At 58.8% G+C, this 15,240-nt stretch carries 18 protein-coding genes and 1 pseudogene; 7 read left to right on the top strand and 12 right to left on the bottom strand.

The genetic code is table 11. From position 1 onward, the window contains the following. Positions 1-23: 23 nt before the first annotated feature. A complete protein-coding gene (locus tag ATN84_RS18825; RefSeq protein ID WP_068883479.1) occupies positions 24-836 on the bottom strand; it encodes an SAM-dependent methyltransferase in 813 nt (270 codons plus the stop codon). Positions 837-1,625: 789 nt separating this feature from the next. Between ATN84_RS18825 and ATN84_RS18820 the strand changes: the two genes are divergently transcribed. Beyond that, on the top strand, positions 1,626-2,063 hold the full coding sequence (locus ATN84_RS18820) for an anthrone oxygenase family protein (protein ID WP_068883607.1): 438 nt from the start codon (positions 1,626-1,628) through the stop codon (positions 2,061-2,063). A 143-nt stretch (positions 2,064-2,206) separates the two neighbouring features. Here ATN84_RS18820 and ATN84_RS18815 read toward each other — a convergent pair whose 3' ends face one another. After that, positions 2,207-3,430, bottom strand: a complete 1,224-nt coding sequence (locus tag ATN84_RS18815) for a sensor histidine kinase (RefSeq protein ID WP_244491123.1) — start codon at positions 3,428-3,430, stop codon at positions 2,207-2,209. A gap of 691 nt (positions 3,431-4,121) precedes the next feature. On the opposite strand from ATN84_RS18815, the gene ATN84_RS27330 reads away from it, so the two are divergent. After that, positions 4,122-4,430 carry a hypothetical protein gene (locus ATN84_RS27330; protein ID WP_161939593.1) on the top strand — a complete coding sequence of 103 codons (309 nt, stop codon included), beginning with the start codon at positions 4,122-4,124 and terminating at the stop codon, positions 4,428-4,430. Here ATN84_RS27330 and ATN84_RS18805 read toward each other — a convergent pair whose 3' ends face one another. From ATN84_RS18805 to ATN84_RS18785, 6 genes are all read right to left on the bottom strand, one after another. Continuing rightward, positions 4,431-4,709 carry a hypothetical protein gene (locus ATN84_RS18805; RefSeq protein WP_068883475.1) on the bottom strand — a complete coding sequence of 93 codons (279 nt, stop codon included), beginning with the start codon at positions 4,707-4,709 and terminating at the stop codon, positions 4,431-4,433. A 52-nt stretch (positions 4,710-4,761) separates the two neighbouring features. Beyond that, the gene (locus tag ATN84_RS18800; RefSeq protein ID WP_068883473.1) at positions 4,762-5,016 is read right to left on the bottom strand and encodes a DUF1488 family protein; all 255 of its coding nucleotides are present in this window, start codon (positions 5,014-5,016) and stop codon (positions 4,762-4,764) included. Beyond that, complete coding sequence (locus ATN84_RS26990; protein WP_153020293.1) at positions 5,013-5,366, bottom strand: hypothetical protein; 354 nt, start codon at positions 5,364-5,366, stop codon at positions 5,013-5,015. Before ATN84_RS26990 ends, ATN84_RS18800 begins: the two co-directional genes overlap by 4 nt. A gap of 30 nt (positions 5,367-5,396) precedes the next feature. Then, a complete protein-coding gene (locus ATN84_RS27540; RefSeq protein WP_201026402.1) occupies positions 5,397-5,546 on the bottom strand; it encodes a hypothetical protein in 150 nt (49 codons plus the stop codon). Positions 5,547-5,548: 2 nt separating this feature from the next. After that, positions 5,549-5,800 (bottom strand): hypothetical protein, encoded by a 252-nt coding sequence (locus tag ATN84_RS18790; RefSeq protein ID WP_342027689.1) that lies wholly within the window; start codon positions 5,798-5,800, stop codon positions 5,549-5,551. A gap of 147 nt (positions 5,801-5,947) precedes the next feature. Then, positions 5,948-6,142 carry a hypothetical protein gene (locus tag ATN84_RS18785; RefSeq protein ID WP_068883471.1) on the bottom strand — a complete coding sequence of 65 codons (195 nt, stop codon included), beginning with the start codon at positions 6,140-6,142 and terminating at the stop codon, positions 5,948-5,950. 112 nt (positions 6,143-6,254) lie between these two features. Here ATN84_RS18785 and ATN84_RS27840 point away from each other — a divergent pair, with 112 nt between their 5' ends. The 3 genes from ATN84_RS27840 (at position 6,255) to nhaA (ending at position 9,325) form a co-directional block, all read left to right on the top strand. Further along, positions 6,255-6,725: a hypothetical protein gene (locus tag ATN84_RS27840; protein WP_244491122.1), complete on the top strand. Its 471-nt coding sequence runs from the start codon at positions 6,255-6,257 to the stop codon at positions 6,723-6,725. An 80-nt stretch (positions 6,726-6,805) separates the two neighbouring features. Then, positions 6,806-7,831: a fatty acid desaturase gene (locus ATN84_RS18775; protein ID WP_068883467.1), complete on the top strand. Its 1,026-nt coding sequence runs from the start codon at positions 6,806-6,808 to the stop codon at positions 7,829-7,831. 168 nt (positions 7,832-7,999) lie between these two features. After that, the gene (nhaA, locus tag ATN84_RS18770) at positions 8,000-9,325 is read left to right on the top strand and encodes a Na+/H+ antiporter NhaA (RefSeq protein WP_068883465.1); all 1,326 of its coding nucleotides are present in this window, start codon (positions 8,000-8,002) and stop codon (positions 9,323-9,325) included. A gap of 265 nt (positions 9,326-9,590) precedes the next feature. Here nhaA and ATN84_RS26300 read toward each other — a convergent pair. Then, a pseudogene (locus ATN84_RS26300) lies at positions 9,591-10,540 on the bottom strand (IS630 family transposase). Between the two features lie 247 nt (positions 10,541-10,787). Next, complete coding sequence (locus tag ATN84_RS18755) at positions 10,788-11,855, bottom strand: AI-2E family transporter (protein WP_068883459.1); 1,068 nt, start codon at positions 11,853-11,855, stop codon at positions 10,788-10,790. Between the two features lie 225 nt (positions 11,856-12,080). Between ATN84_RS18755 and ATN84_RS18750 the strand changes: the two genes are divergently transcribed. After that, complete coding sequence (locus tag ATN84_RS18750) at positions 12,081-12,263, top strand: CsbD family protein (protein ID WP_068883457.1); 183 nt, start codon at positions 12,081-12,083, stop codon at positions 12,261-12,263. 81 nt (positions 12,264-12,344) lie between these two features. Here ATN84_RS18750 and ATN84_RS18745 read toward each other — a convergent pair whose 3' ends face one another. Then, the gene (locus ATN84_RS18745; protein ID WP_068883455.1) at positions 12,345-12,707 is read right to left on the bottom strand and encodes a response regulator; all 363 of its coding nucleotides are present in this window, start codon (positions 12,705-12,707) and stop codon (positions 12,345-12,347) included. Further along, positions 12,700-13,758, bottom strand: a complete 1,059-nt coding sequence (locus ATN84_RS18740; RefSeq protein WP_068883453.1) for an HWE histidine kinase domain-containing protein — start codon at positions 13,756-13,758, stop codon at positions 12,700-12,702. The genes ATN84_RS18745 and ATN84_RS18740 overlap by 8 nt, the downstream gene beginning before the upstream one ends. Positions 13,759-13,934: 176 nt before the next feature. Between ATN84_RS18740 and ATN84_RS18735 the strand changes: the two genes are divergently transcribed. After that, positions 13,935-15,167: an SAM-dependent methyltransferase gene (locus ATN84_RS18735; RefSeq protein ID WP_068883451.1), complete on the top strand. Its 1,233-nt coding sequence runs from the start codon at positions 13,935-13,937 to the stop codon at positions 15,165-15,167. Positions 15,168-15,240 lie beyond the last annotated feature (73 nt).

Genomic DNA, 15,240 nt, shown 5'->3' with positions numbered 1-15,240 from the left:
GTCCGCTACCAATATACGACCGCTCACTCCCTACGCCAGACGGGGTCTCCTTGTCGCTTACCATATATCCCCGCCGCCTCGCGATAGTCCTGGAACTTGATCTCGACACGCTCGGAAAGTCCGGCCTCGAAGATCCGGCGGCTGGCATAGTCGTGCTGCTCACGGCTGATGGTCAAGGCGGTGACGCGCGCATCATAGGTTCGGGCGACGAATTCAGCAAAGCCCCCCCAGCCGCAGCCGACTTCCAGCACATGCTGGTCTGGCGCCAGGCCAATGCCTTCGGCAAGGATGCGGTACTTCCGCTCCTGGGCGGCCCTCAGATCGTCGGCCCCGGAATCATAGATCGCCGAGGAATAGGTCATCGAGGGATCGAGCCAGGCGGCGTAGAAGCGATTGCCGAGGTCGTAATGGGCGTGAATGTTGCGCCGCGCCTGCCGCAGCGTATTGCGCCGCCGCCAATGACCGAAGCGCTGCCACATGCGCGCGAGGCGGTTGCTGCTCAAAAGCTCGTTGGCGGGTTCGCTGTTGCGGGCAAACAGATACAACAACTGGGACAGGTCCGGGGTGTCCCATTCACCGCGTAAATAGCCCTCCGCGGCACCCAAGTCGCCGCCGGCCAGCATCCGCCAGGCACAGTGCGGATCACGGATCTCGATGACGGCCGAAGGCCCCTCCTGCCGGCCGACAACAGCGTAGCGCCGGCCGTCGGGAAGACCAATTTCCAGGCGGCCGCACTCGAACCGGGCGATGAAACGAAACGCCAGCCGCAGCGGCAGCGGCAGCCCGCGCGACATGATGTCGACATTGTCGCGGTTGACGATCACGATACTAGACATTGGCAAAATCCGGTGAGGCCCCTGTCATCCAACCTTTGCCAGTCTCAGGCACGATAATTGTGAAATAAGCTTCGCAGCATATAAACTGACATTCCCCAGATGGTTCCCCAATATCTGCACCGATGATAACCACGCAGGTCGTATGGGGGAACCAGAACCGTTGTCGAGCCCGAGCAATGCCCGTTCCGCCGCGCGTGCCCGCATGGCGGCCGTTTCCATCGCTACCAGAGCTTTTACCTGCCCGGCAGCGCTGAGAGTGCTTCGGTCTGCCCCAGACGGGGGCTGGTCGCCGAAGAAAAGGGACGACCTGTGTGGGCAGCGCTGCACGAAGGCTGGCCGCGGTTGTTTGCGGCTCCACCGATGTACGGCCGCGCTTGCCGGTGGCAGCAACCGATCGCGCCGCCCTCACCGGTTAGCAGACCGCGCTCCCCGTCATTTCGAGGGCTTCAAGGATGAAGCCTGTCATCGCAGCGGGATCTATCCACGGCATACTCCCGAAGCCGAAATAGGCGGGGCCAGCCGTCGTCGGGAAGCACTCCAGCGCCTCGTCCGGCCCCCAGTCGCTCGGTTTCGGAGGCACTACGGGCTGTAGGGCGGAAAGTGCGGTTCGATATCTCGGTGTGGATGTCGAGGGCGCGCTGACCCTCGATGGCGGAACGGAGATTTGACCGCAATGGCGGCTCTTCGAGATTGATCGACGGGCTGCTGCCATTGGGTGGTTTGCCGCCGGTCGGCTTTCGAGCGATAAGATCAAAAGCGGACAACGATGGCGCAACGGAGCACAGTATGATTTTTGGCCTTCTCGCTCTGATAACAGCTGCGTTCTTCTCGGGCGCCGCAATCTACATCAATGTCGCTGAGCAGCCTGCGCGGCTCGTGCTTGATGACAGGTCACAGCTCGCGGAATGGAAACCCTCGTATAAGCGCGGCTTTGCAATGCAAGCATCTCTCGCGGTGATCGGCCTTCTTCTTGGTCTGATCGCCTGGTGGCAAACCGGGGTGATTGCGTTCCTGGTGGGTGGGAGCTTGATGATTGCCAATTGGCCATGGACGCTAGTCGCCATGATGTCGACCAACAACAAGCTACACAATACCGACCTCAAGGATGCAGGTCCGGCGTCCCGGATGTTGGTGGAAAAGTGGGGCGGCTTGCATGCGGTTCGTTCCGCCCTCGGACTGGCTGCCACCTTTGCCTTCCTCATTGCGTGCTCGTCTGCGTCGCCTTAGGAATCGGACGGTTCGCCGAGGCTGAGGCTTGGTGGAATGCGGACAGACGGCTTCGGGAAAGCAAGCCTTATATTGCGGACATTCGGAAATGTGCGGATGCTTCGCTGGGCCTGAATTCATCGGGCGCGCAACCAAAGGCCGAATTACCCATGTTGCGCTGCATTCTCTCGGGACCCTGATTTCAATCGGCTGTCGTCGGCACAGCGCTTTGGCAAAACTGCGGAAAACGTCGTCCCCCGTTCCTGTGCTGAATCGACAGAAATCTTTCCACCGTGCGCGGTTACGATCTTATGCGCTATAAAAAGGCCCAGGCCGAGGTGGGTCGATCCGGCGCCTTCGGAGCCACTGTCCTTGCCACGCGTCAGGGACTCGAAAATCGTCTTCTGCTTGTCGAGAGGAATTGCGTCGCCCTCGTTGTGCACGGAGATCAGAACACGGTCCACCTGATCGTTGATCTTGACAGTTATGGCGCTGTCGCTGGGGCTGTATTGGAGAGCGTTTCCAATCAGGTTCGAAAACACCTGTCCCATCTTGGACCTGTCCCACTCGCCCTGTGTATCGCCCTCAATTTCGATCTCGATCCGCTTGCCCCCAGAAAGCGTGCGCATTTCCTCAACGAGCTGCGTGCCAAGTTCCCCCATTTTCATGGGCGTTCGGACGAGTGGCAATTCTGAACCGAAGGCGGAGCGGGTGACTTCAAGAAGGTCATCGAGAATTAAAATCGCCCGTTCCATCGATAATGCGATCTGGCCCGACAGCCTGCTCTCCTTGCTGTCGGCCACGCCGCGCTTGACGATCAATCTCGCGGCCATCAAGGCGGCCCCGATCGGATTTCGCAGATCGTGCCCCAGCATTCCAAGGAACAGGTCGCGGGACTGATTGACCATTTTCGTATACTCGGCGACCGACTCCGTCATGGCCTGGTCGATTGCCTCGTTGAAACGGGTCATATCTTCAAGATCAGTCGCGGAGACAACCTGGCTGGAGGCCGCCCACAGTTTCACGACACTGGCCCGCAACGCACGATATTCCGAGACCATCTGGTCGATGCTGAAGCCATCTGACTGTCTTAGCGAAGCATGAATTTTTGCCGCACTCCGGGCAAACTCGCCATCTTCTACACCGAGGCCATGAGACTTTCGAACCTGCTCATTTTTGGATTGGGGAGACTCAAGATCATCCGCGATGAATTCGAGAAGCTCGACGATGTGGTCCTTCAGGGCCAACTTCGTCATGCTGTCGCTGGCTGGCGTGCGCGTTTGCGCAAACTTTACCCACTCCGCGACAATCGGGTCGACGTTTGCGCGGATAAAGTCTGCGAGCCGCATAGGCTCGGTATTGTGCTCCGCAGTGTCTGGATCAGGCACGGTGGCTCACTTCCTCAAAAAAAGATGCGCACTTCTGCAGTTGTCATATATTCCTGCGATGTTGCGGAGCCAGTGCAGCGAGGGCGAGTGCTGGCTTGGCAGTTCCGGGAAACCTAGTGAAAAAAAGGATGCGTTGCCAGTTCTATCGTCCGTCGCGGCGCGAGGGCACGAATGATCAGGGTATTCTACTTCGTCCAAAATTGGCGCTACGCAGTTGTTCACGCGATCGCGGGTTTGCTCTGGGGAAGACAGAGAGGTCATTTACGACCGGCATGAGGTCGGTTACCGAAGGGCAGCTTGCCCAATTCCTCGGCCAGGACCCGACGGGCAGCTAACGGCCCGATAGGCGGCAAGCAAAATGGCGGCATTATCATTGAGTCTCGTGTGTAGGGGCCGGACGGCCGGCGGGCGGCCGGCCACCGGCTGCGCGGCAGCGAGGCTTTCCGCGTGCTGCTCGAGCCGCTCGACGCTGAAAAGCTCCTCCCTCACCGGCGCCCTGTTATTCCATGGCGATGAAGAGCGAGCCCGAGAAGCGAAGGATCGAGTTCAATGAGTGCCTTTCCAGCTTGTGCGCGAATGGCGCCGAGCTGATTTTGCTGAAGTATCGACTCCTATACGTTTCGGATAAGGAGACGGTTCAAAGTCCCACTTGAGTCGCACGACGATCACATGTCGCGGATTCGGGCGGTCAGTGGCACCATTCCGATTGCGGCGGCAGATCACCGGCGATATCCACATGAGCGGCGTCGCTGGCCTCCGGCAAATGCCTCTCGGAGAAGCGAAGGCTCAGAAGTCGCCCGTCTTCCGTAAGGAGATGAAGATCCTCGCGACCAAATACCTGTCGCAGTGTGTCGGGAGACATCCGGATCTCGCCGCTGCCGATCACTTCCGCCGGCTTCCTCAGGAAACCGTCAAAATCGTAGTCTATGCGGAAAAGTGTCTTGCCGGCACATTTCAGGACACCAGTCCCGTGAATTCGACCAAGGTGCTGCATGAGTGACTAGTCCTCTTTAGAGCGGCTCGCGAGCGCATCCGCGTCTAGAGCCGCCGCGAGTTCCTCCGGATCGACTTCGACGACCTGATATCGGTCGCTTTGCACGGAAATCGCTGGAATGTGCAACATCGTGGCCGTGCGCCGATAGGCAAGAAAGGAAAGACTGAAGATCTCCTCCTCGTCGACCACCAGGCGATAGGTCCCCGCAGGCTGCCGAGCGTCAAAGGCGCTCAGCATGAAGGGCTGCGCGAATGTGATCTCTGTATCGGTGGTGCGAACGGTCATGGCAGCATCCAGCTTTTCATATTCCTGTCGGGGTGGTCCAGAGGGCCCCGGCTTACCGGAAATCCGCTGCCGTCAGCACATATATGGTCCTGCGAGCATTCCCGTAGATTTCGCGCGCGACGTCGTAGATCGTGGCGCGCGCTGCATCGAACGCGGCAAGATAATCCGCTTCGCCGGTAGCTACGGTGCGGAGCGCATCGGTCTCAACGAAGAAAGGCACCTCGAACATGCCGTCATGGCCGATGAAGCGAACGCGCTGTCCGGCCTTGTCATAGCTGCGGCTTCTATTGGGGAAAGTGAGCGTCATGATGGCGTATCTCCGTATATCGGGAGTGAGACCAAAGCCTGTGCTGAGTTGGCGGCACTCCTGGTTGGCCTGTGGACAGCGCCGCCCTCGTTCTCCCAGACGCTGACTTCGGCAGTTTGGGTTGAACCGAATTCATGACCGGGAATGGCGGATGCACAATAAAAGGCATTCTCCTGATCGTCCAAGATCGCGATGAAATCAGGTTCCTGCGGCATGTCGAGCGAGAGCAGCAACGATCTGGCCAGCCTGATGGCGTCGTCGGCATCAGCCACGCTGCGGCTGACACGGCCGACCCTTGCATGAGCGGTATCGACCGCGCGGACCCTATAGAATTCGATGATCACCTTCATCTTCGGCACCTGCCGGGTGATGTAGCCCGCTCATGTTCGGCTCTTCGTCTTCTCGCGCAACACATTGCTGTTGCCCGCCCGCTTGACTTGAGAGCCGAGCGGCGCCTCCACTTTCGCAGGCGCCTTCTCCTGCTTCGGCTTCCTTACTTCGCGATTGCTGCGTTTCTGCCCTTTAGCCATTGTCAGGCTCCTTTATTCGTGCCCCGTCGCCCCGGGGCGGGCGGCGCTGGTAGCTCTTCGAGGCTGTCTTCCGTCGTCACGCGCTCGTGACGCTCATCGTCGTTGCGGATGCGATACTGAGGTGAATTATCCTCTCTGGCCGGCAGGATCGCTGTGATGCGGTAGGTCTCCGCCGTTGAGGGCGAAAGGCCGAGCCTGTTGTTCATGCGGACGGCTTGTCCAATGGTGAAACGGCGGGCCGGCATGCTCTTCATCTGTTCTGCTCCTTTGGCCGCCTGGCTTGTGATGCGCAGCACAGCTTTTGCGGGTCGCGGCACGAGAGTCGATTTCGATGGCTGGTAGTTGGTCCAGCGCTGGCGAGGAACGTCTTGTCGTAGTTCGGCGCCTGCCAGTTGTTCCGGCTATGCCCGGTCGTCTTCGACAAGGCCCTTCAGGCACTGCAATTCATTCCGCCCATGCCGTTGGTGCGGCGATTGTCGTCGCACCTCATGCGGAATATCGGCGACCATTGCCTCGGTCGTGATCAGAAGTATTGCGATGGGATTGGCATCGACGCGTCGAATGCCGACGCGGTCGTGGAGGAGCCGGAATTTCATAGGGTGTTCTTTTCTGTGGCCGGGTGTATGGAGCCACACCCTTATATAGGCTCTTTGGCAGTCAAATACCAGGATTGCCGCAAACTATTCGTTCAAGGACGAGGTTCTTCTTATGGACTCCAGCAATATCGGATCAATTTTCTTGGCTATGGGCTTGTTCGGACGCCAGACTTGCCTATATATTCGAATAGATCGATCTTGTTTGATGAACTTGTTATGCGCCAAGGGCGCTCTGACGATCCCCTTATCAAATTCGACTTTGACCGCTCGCCGCGTCATGCGGCCGGCACAATCACAACATGCGATTGAAAGGAAATCGTCATGGAAGGAGGCCGATGGCATGACCGAAACCATTACCAAAGACAATCTTTTTCGGACCGTTAGGCCGGGTCCGCAAACCAAGGCGGATCTCACGGACAGCGCGGCCCGGGCAATCATGAAGGCGGAAGCCGATAGTCGCGAAGCCAAGCCTCAAAGGCTGCGCCAGGCCCGCCTGGAGATGGAGGCGCAGCGACCTGCGCCCGCTTCGGCCAAACGCACCGCGAAGAAAGCGAAGAAATTCGTTTCCCATCGTGCAGCCTGAGTATCAGATCAAAGGTGCGATATCGGCGCCTGATTGTAACGCGCGTTCCGCTTGGGCGCACATGTAGGCTCGGAAATTTAGTGGAAAATAATGTTTCTGGTGGCGCCGCCATTGAGGCCGGCGACCGCTCCTGGACAAAGGTCCTGGCGCAGTATCGGCAACCCAACCCCGTCCGCAGCACGGTCGAGATAGCCATAACGGCGCTGCCCTTTGCCGCCTTATGGACGCTGTGTGCGGTAGCGGCCGTGTACGGCTTCTGGTGGGGCCTCTTGCTGACGATCCCGGCGGCCGGCTTTCTGGTCCGCCTTTTCATCCTGCAGCACGATTGCGGTCACGGCACTTTGTTCGCGCGCCGCGGCGTTAACGACTGGACAGGGCGCGTGATCGGCGTCTTCACGCTAACGCCCTATGACTACTGGCGCTGTACCCATGCCATCCATCACGCGACAGCGGGCAATCTCGACAAGCGCGGGATCGGCGACATCAATACTCTCACAGTCGGAGAATATCACGCGCTGTCTTGGTGGGGCCGCCTGCGCTATCGGCTCTATCGCCATCCCCTTGTGATGTTCGGTTTCGGCCCCGCTTGGCTGTTTGTCTGTCAGTATCGATTGCCATTCGGCCTCATGCGCGCCGGCATACAGCCCTGGACGTCGACGATCGCCACCAATCTTGGTGTCGCCTTGCCGGTCGCCGGTCTGATGTGGCTCATGGGGATTGGTCCCTTTCTCATGGTCCAACTGCCGATCACCCTGATGGCGGCCACTGCCGGCGTCTGGCTTTTCTACGTTCAGCATCAATTCGAAGAAACGCACTGGTCCGAGGGCAACGATTGGAACTTCCATCACGCCGCGTTGCACGGCAGTTCACACTACGATCTTCCCTTTCCTCTGCGCTGGATTACTGGAAACATTGGCATCCACCACGTGCATCACTTGTCGGCCAAGGTGCCGTTTTATCGTCTGCCGGAGGTGTTGCGAGATCATCCTGACCTGCGCGACATAGGCCGCATCACCTTTCTGCAGAGCCTGCGCTGCGTCAAACTTGTACTGTGGGACGAAAATGCCAAACGGCTCGTATCGTTTCGAGAAGCTCTGGCGGCTTGAGTGCAGTGAACGCGACATGATCTTGCGTTCGCCCTAGTTCGACTCCCATGGAGAGTGTGACTTCAATGCGCTGATGGTGGCCCTTTGACCTTTGTAGTCCACTGCAGCACGCGGCAAACCCAACCTCCTTGGATTGTTCCGCCAGACCGCGGGGAGTGAATATCTGTCATGACCGATCGGAGCAGCACGGACCTACCACATGAGATAGCCGACCGCGTCACGAAGCCCTTCGCGCGATTTCTGAAGATTGAGGCGGCGGCAGGAGGACTGCTGCTCCTGGCGGTGCTAATCGCCTTGCTCCTGGCAAACTCACCCTGGTCAGCGCAGTTTCTCGCGTTTTGGGAGACGCCGATCGGCCTTCATTTCGGTGCGCTGGATTTCAGCCGTTCACTGCGGCACTGGATCAACGACGGGTTGATGACGTTCTTCTTCTTCGTGATTTCCCTGGAGCTCAAACGAGAGATTGTCCTCGGTGAATTGCGAGCTGTACGAACAGCGGCACTTCCTTTCGCAGCCGCGATAGGTGGCATGCTCGTTCCGGTGGCCATCTATTTGGCGTTGATGGGCGGCCAACCGGGAATGCATGGATGGGGGACCGTCATGGCCACCGACACGGCGTTCGTGATCGGGTGCCTCGCGCTGTTCGGCTCCCGTATCCCACCGGCTCTGCGCCTGTTTCTGTTGTCTCTGGCGATTTTCGACGACGTCGGGGCGATACTGGTGGTGGCTGTCGGCTACGGCGAAGCATTGAATTGGCTTGCGCTCGGCCTCGGCATCCTTGGGCTTGGCGCAGTTGCAGGCGCTGCCGGTATCGGGATTAGAAGCGTTCCCGTCTATTTTCTGCTGGGAGGCGTAATATGGCTGTGTTTCGACGCATCCGGCATCCATGCGACGATCGCTGGTGTTGTTCTCGGTTTGATGACGCCGACGCGCGTATGGGTCAGCGACACACGTCTGCGTGCCATCCTCGGCCGCGTGCTTGCTTATCCGGGAGATGAGCATTGGAGCGCTGACACCGCGGACCACCGCGACCTCCGACAGGCGAGCAGAGCGGTTACGGAATCACTCTCCCCGGTGGAACGGCTGGAAACGATGCTGCACCCATGGGTGGGCTTCGCGGTCATGCCAATCTTCGCCTTGGCCAATGCAGGTGTTGCGATCACGGGGGCCGATCTCGGCCAACCGGTCTCTCTGGCAATCTTTGCAGGTCTGGCTCTGGGCAAGCCGGTTGGCGTTTTTGGATTCAGTTGGTTCGCCGTACGTGTCGGCCTCGCCGCCCGGGCATCCAGTCTAAGTTGGTCCTTTTTGGCAGCCGGCGCCTTCCTGACCGGCATCGGCTTCACCATGTCTCTGTTCATCGCCGGCCTTGCATACGCCCCAGCAATGCTCGATGCCGCCAAGCTTGGTATTCTAGCTGGATCCGTCTTTTCAGCCCTCGCCGGCCTTGCAATGCTGGTCTGGCTGACCTCGCGGGGTCAAACGACCGAGGTGTGAAACAGCGTATCCGCCGGCACTTCGCTCGCCGCTTTGTAGGGAGCGCGGGGCGTTCGATACACTGCGCGACGCTTCAATGTGCCGGATTTAGAGCACAGTAGTGAAGAGATGAACGTCCGCTTCGATAGTCCCACCAGGTCCAAAATGTCTCAGCTAGGCAAGCACATTGCCTCAATTGCTGTTGTCCGTGACCACCCGCTGAAACCCGGGAAACTGCTCGCTTGGATTCTGCCCGGCTTTGATCGTTCGCGGATCCTAGAGCCTTTCAAGTTTTGACGGAAGCGTATCCTGCATTGACGAAGTAGTTGCTGCATTCGCTGGGCTTGATTGAGGAGACGAGGCCGCCGATGTGTCGCCATGTCTCCTCTATGGTTCGCTTCTGGGCCGCGCGCATCCAGCGCTTGATCTTGGCGGAAGGCCTGCTCGATCGGATTGAGGTCGGGCGAGTATGGGGGCAGATACCAGAGCCTTGCGCCGGCGGCTTTGATCATCTGCCTGACGGCGGCCGACTTGTGCGAGCCGAGATTGTCCATGATGACGATGTCGCCCGGTTTAAGCACCAGCACGAGTTGCTGCTCGACATAGGCGCGGAAGCACTGGCCGTTGATCGGTCCGTCGAAGACGCAAGGCGCCGTCAGCCGGTCGTGGCGCAAAGCGCCCAGGAAGGTCAGCGTACGCCAGTGGCCGTGCGGGGCAAAGCCGCGCAGGCGCTTGCCGCATGGTCCCCAGCCCCGCAGCGGCGCCATGTTGGTCTTGATCCAGGTCTCGTCGATGAACACCAGCCGTGTCGGATCGAGACCGGACTGCCAAGAACGCCAGCGTTGCCGCCGGCGGGCAATATCGGCACGGGCCTGCTCAAGGGCGAACAGCGTTTTTTTTGAACCGCAGCCCCTCGCGGCGCAGGAACCGCCACACCGTATCGTGCGACACCTTCACGCCGCGCGCCGCCAGCTCTTCTTTCAGCTTGTGCAGCGACAGATGCGGCGTCTGGCTGATCCGCTCGGCGATGAAGGCACGGTGCGGCTCCAGCACACGCTTGCGGTGCCCGCCCATCTTGCCCGGCGCCACAGATCCGCTCGCACGGTAGCGCTGAGACCACTTCACCACCGACGAGACGGCAACGCCGAAACGAGCCGCCACCGACCGGCAGCTCTCGCCGGCCTCGACCGCCCTGAAAACACGTTCACGCAGATCATTCGAAAGAGGTCGCGTCATCCGATGCTGGCCTCCACCCCAGCCAGCATCTTGAATCACAAACCGGCTGAAACTGGAATCCCCTCCGATTCAGATACAACCTGAACCGCTCTAAGAATACAGACCGCCAGTTCCTATCGTCTCTACAAGCACCCGCGGCGGGATCTATCAAAACGAGACCTGGGGGCGTTCAAACGTGCCCTCGCCAGGCAACATCCACCCTGTGCAGCCAAGCTCTCCTCAAAGCGGACAAAGACGAATGACTGACTTACTTGTCCCCCCGTTGCGAGCGAATTTGGTCGTCGGTGAATAAAGACCAAACGGCGAAGAACAGGGCAGCAATCAGCGGGCCGATGACAAACCCGTTCATTCCAATGATCGCGATTCCGCCGAGAGTGGAAATAAGGACTACATAGTCGGGCAGGCGTGTACCCTTTCCCACCAGTGGTGGCCGTAACAAGTTGTCGATCATGCTGATGATCAACACGCCCACCGCAAGCAGAATGGCACCCTTCAGATACTGACCCGATATCAGCAGATAGGCTGCGACAGGCCCCCAGACTATAAAGGCACCTATGGCCGGCAGAAGCGACAACACCGCCATGAGAACACCCCAGAGAAGCGCGGCTTCAATCCCGAGCATCCAGAACGCGATGCCTCCGATAGCTCCTTGGATGATCGCGATAATCACGTTTCCCTTGACGGTTGCCTTCACGACCTCACTGAACTTTCCCAATATGTGATTGGTATGATGGTCGCTGAGCGGGCTGGCTTTGCGGATCGTGGCCGCTAATCTAGGGCCGTCCCGAAATAGGAAGAAGAGCAGATAAAGCATTATACCGAGGCTAATGAAAATCTGAGCTGTTCCCTGCCCAATGGACACTATTCTCGTGGCGATGGTTTGGGCGGCTTCGCCCAGGAATGAGGTCAGCCGAGTTTGAATCTCCCCAAAACTGCCAAGTTTGAAGACTGCGAGCCCATCCACAATGAAGGAGGGCAAAGCTCTGTGAAAATTCTCCAGTATGAGGGCGAGATCCAACTCTCGCGTACTGATGCGGCTATAGAGGCTGGTCGTCTCTTGGGCGAGGGATGCGAGGATCAGCGAGCCAGGGATGACCACAATGCAAATGCAGGCGAATAGGGTCAGCATAGCCGCAAGGTTTCGCCGAGCACCAAGTCGTCTCTCAATTCTGCGGTGCAGCGGATTGAACAACAGCGCGAGAATTACAGCCCATAGCACTGCCCCATAAAATGGCAAGAGCAGCCAGACGAAAGCTGCGGTCACCAGGACCACTACAGTGGCAAAACTGATTCCCTGCACAGTCGGCGTCAACATCCCATATCCTTCCTGCGACCTAGGCCCAGTAATCCTTATCATGCTTGCAAGAGACGGTCGTACACTCTGGAATATAGAGGCCTCTCACGTGAAGGCACGTCACACCCTCACGGTCGCTTGACGAGAAGTCGGACGAGATGCTTCGCTCAGAGCGAGAAAAGAAGATCCTACCCGGAACGATTGATTGTCCCGCCGGTTTGTTTTGTCTGGACGCAGGAGAGAGTAATGCACAAGGACGAAGCAAAAGGCAGTGCGAAGAAAGTTCGCGGAAACGTGAAAGAAGCTATTGGAAAGGGCACGGGGGATGAAAAACTTCGGGCCGAAGGCAAGGCAGACAAGGCTGAGGGCACGGTCCAAAAAGGTGTAGGCAAGGCCAAGGACGAGATTCGGGACGCCCTGAAACGCTGAGCAGGAGCACCCGGTGGCGTTACGGTGCCCTGCAGCAACCGGGGCTACGGGCGAAGGCCTTTGGCTGAGCGCCGACAGCGATCAGCGAGAGAGAAGACGCGTGAGGATTCCGGTCAGTTCCTCGAAGCTGAACGGCTTGCGAAGAACCGGGGTGTTGGCCGAGTCTTCCTTTATGCCATGGCCGTTGCCAGTGCAGTAGACGAACGGCACGCCGCGTGCGGTCAGCGCTTTGGCTACCTTGAGGCTATCGTTGCCATTCAGGTTCATGTCCAGCATCGCCACGTCGAAGACATGCTCTTCCATGGACGCGACGGCCTTTTCAATCGTGCCGGCGGCGGTCACGGACTCGCAGCCGAGATCGGCCAGCATGTCTTCGATCATCATGAGGACCAGCACTTCGTCCTCGACGACGAGGACGCGGCGGCCGGAGAGCAAATCATCCATGGAGCGATTCCGATGCAGCGGGAATGTCAATTGTACAGACCAGCCCTTCCTTCCGGTAGTCGAGATGTATAATCCCGCCTAGTTCGTGAGCCAGGCCGCGCTCGATCACGCGAGAGCCGAATCCTTTGCGTATGGGCGGGGCGACCGGCGGGCCATCTTCCTCCCGCCAAGTCAGCGACAATCGGGATCCATTCGCTCCCGGTTCGACCTTCCACTCAATATGGATTGAGCCGGCAGCGTTGGAGAACGCGCCGTATTTCACGGCATTGGTTGCGAGTTCGTTGAACGCGATCCCAAGCGCCAAGGCGGCTTTCGGCGGGAAGCGGATGTTCTCGCCCTTGATCGTAACGCGCTCCGCGCGGCCGTTCGTGATTCCGAACGGCTCGAGGGCGTCGTTGAGCACGTCCACCAGCCCTGCGCTTACCCAGTTTTCTCGGGTCAGCAGATCGTGCGACCGGGAAAGCGCGAACAGCCGGGTTTCGATCGCTTCCCGGATCACCTTGGGATCGGAATTTGTTCGCGATGCCTGCCAAACGATCGACTGCACCGTCGCAAGCGTGTTCTTCACCCGGTGGTTCAGCTCGTCGATGAGCATTTTGGATTCGATCTGCTCCTGTTTGTGCAGCGTGAGATCGACGAAAGAGGCGAAGTACTGCACTATTTCTCCATCCTGGTCGCGGACCGGACTGATGAAGACGACGGCCCAGAAATCGCTGCCATCCTTGCGGCGATATTGGATTTCCGCACCTCCCACCGCATGCGCGTTGAACTCGCTCTTTATCTTCTCCAGCGCCGCGGCATCTGCACCGAGCTGTGTCAGGAAATTGAAGTCCTGGCCGAGCACCTCTTCCCTGTCGTATCCGGTCAGGGAGAGAAAGGCGTCATTGGCGAAGATGATCGGGTGGCCGGGTTCCTTCGCGTCCGTGAACACCATGGCCATCCGTGTTTGATTGGCGGCGACGACGAACGGGCCGAGTTCGTGCCGAAAGCTCTCGACATTGGCTTCGGCGGCCTTTTGCCCTTCGGACTTGTCGATTATGTTTTTCGCCATACTGGAATGTGATCCGAGAAAGGAGCATTGCGTAGATCGTCGGCTTTACAGGCCTGCAGACATCTTCGCACGCGTGGACCGTCAGCACAACTCGTTTGGCTGAGAGGCTTTGCAGGACATTTGACTTTCCGCCGCACGCGATCACGCTAAAATTTGCGATCAACAGGAGGATCACCATGCTGTTTCCCGCAATTCTCAAATCTACCATCCGCACTGGCAGCCTGCGGTTGATCGACGGTGCAGGAGGAACGCACGTTTATGGCGACGGCTCCCCGCCCCACTGTACCGTTCGGCTGCGCGCTCGCCATCTTGACTATACGCTTGCCCTGAATCCGGAGCTCTCGATCGGCGAAGCCTACATGAACGGCCTGCTGACCGTCGAGGATGGAACGCTCTACGATCTCCTTGAGATTGCTGCACGAAATCTTCAAAATTTCGAGAAGATGCCGTGGTTCTCTTTGCTGTCGCGTATGGCGCGCCAGCTCAAGCAGTACAATCCAATCGATCGGGCGCGCCGCAATATCGCCCATCACTACGATCTATCGGACCAACTCTACGATCTCTTCCTCGACAGCGACCGTCAGTATTCCTGCGCCTATTTCATCAATGCCAGCGACGGCCTGGAGACGGCACAGGAGAACAAGAAACGCCATATCGCGGCAAAGCTGCTTCTCGATCGGCCGGGCCTCGACATACTGGATATCGGCTCAGGTTGGGGAGGGCTGGGCCTCTATCTGGCCGAGGAAGCGGGTGCTGACGTTACCGGCGTCACACTGAGCGTCGAGCAGCACAAAAAATCCGAGGCGCGGGCGGCCGCAGCCGGCCTTGCCGATCGAGCCCGCTTTCAACTGCGCGACTATCGCCAAGTGGCCGGCGCGTATGATCGCATCGTCTCGGTCGGCATGTTCGAGCACGTGGGCAAGAAGAACTATGACGAGTTCTTTGCCAAACTCAACGACCTGCTCAAGGAAGATGGTGTTGCGCTGCTGCACGCAATCGGGTTTTCGGATGCGCCGGGCCCGATAAATCCGTTCATCCGCAAATACATCTTTCCGGGCGCCGACCTGGCATCTTTGTCCGAAGTCAGCTCAGCCGCTGAGCGCTCGGGCCTGATCGTCACCGATATCGAGATCCTGCGTCTTCATTATGCGGAAACGCTCCGTCACTGGCGCAGGCGCTTTATGGCCAATCGGCAGCGCGTCGCGGCGCTCTACGACGAAAGGTTCTGCCGCATGTGGGAGTTCTATCTCGTCTTGTGCGAGATCGGATTCCGCTTTCGCTCCATGATGGTTTTCCAGGTACAGCTTGCCAAACGATCCGACATTGTTCCGCTAACGCGTGATTACATGGTGGATTGGGAGCGAGAGCACATGCCGACGACGCGTCGATATACGCGAGCGGCAGAGTAGTGCGGCGGAGGATGCCGCGACGTGCGTGCAACCAGCACCTACCTATTCAGGCGCAGTGTCGGTTAAGGACAGC

The sequence above is a fragment of the Paramesorhizobium deserti genome (assembly GCF_001558695.1).
GTDB lineage: Bacteria > Pseudomonadota > Alphaproteobacteria > Rhizobiales > Rhizobiaceae > Paramesorhizobium > Paramesorhizobium deserti.
Note: the sequence above shows the minus strand (reverse complement) of the source record. Positions and strands in the feature narration are given on the sequence as shown.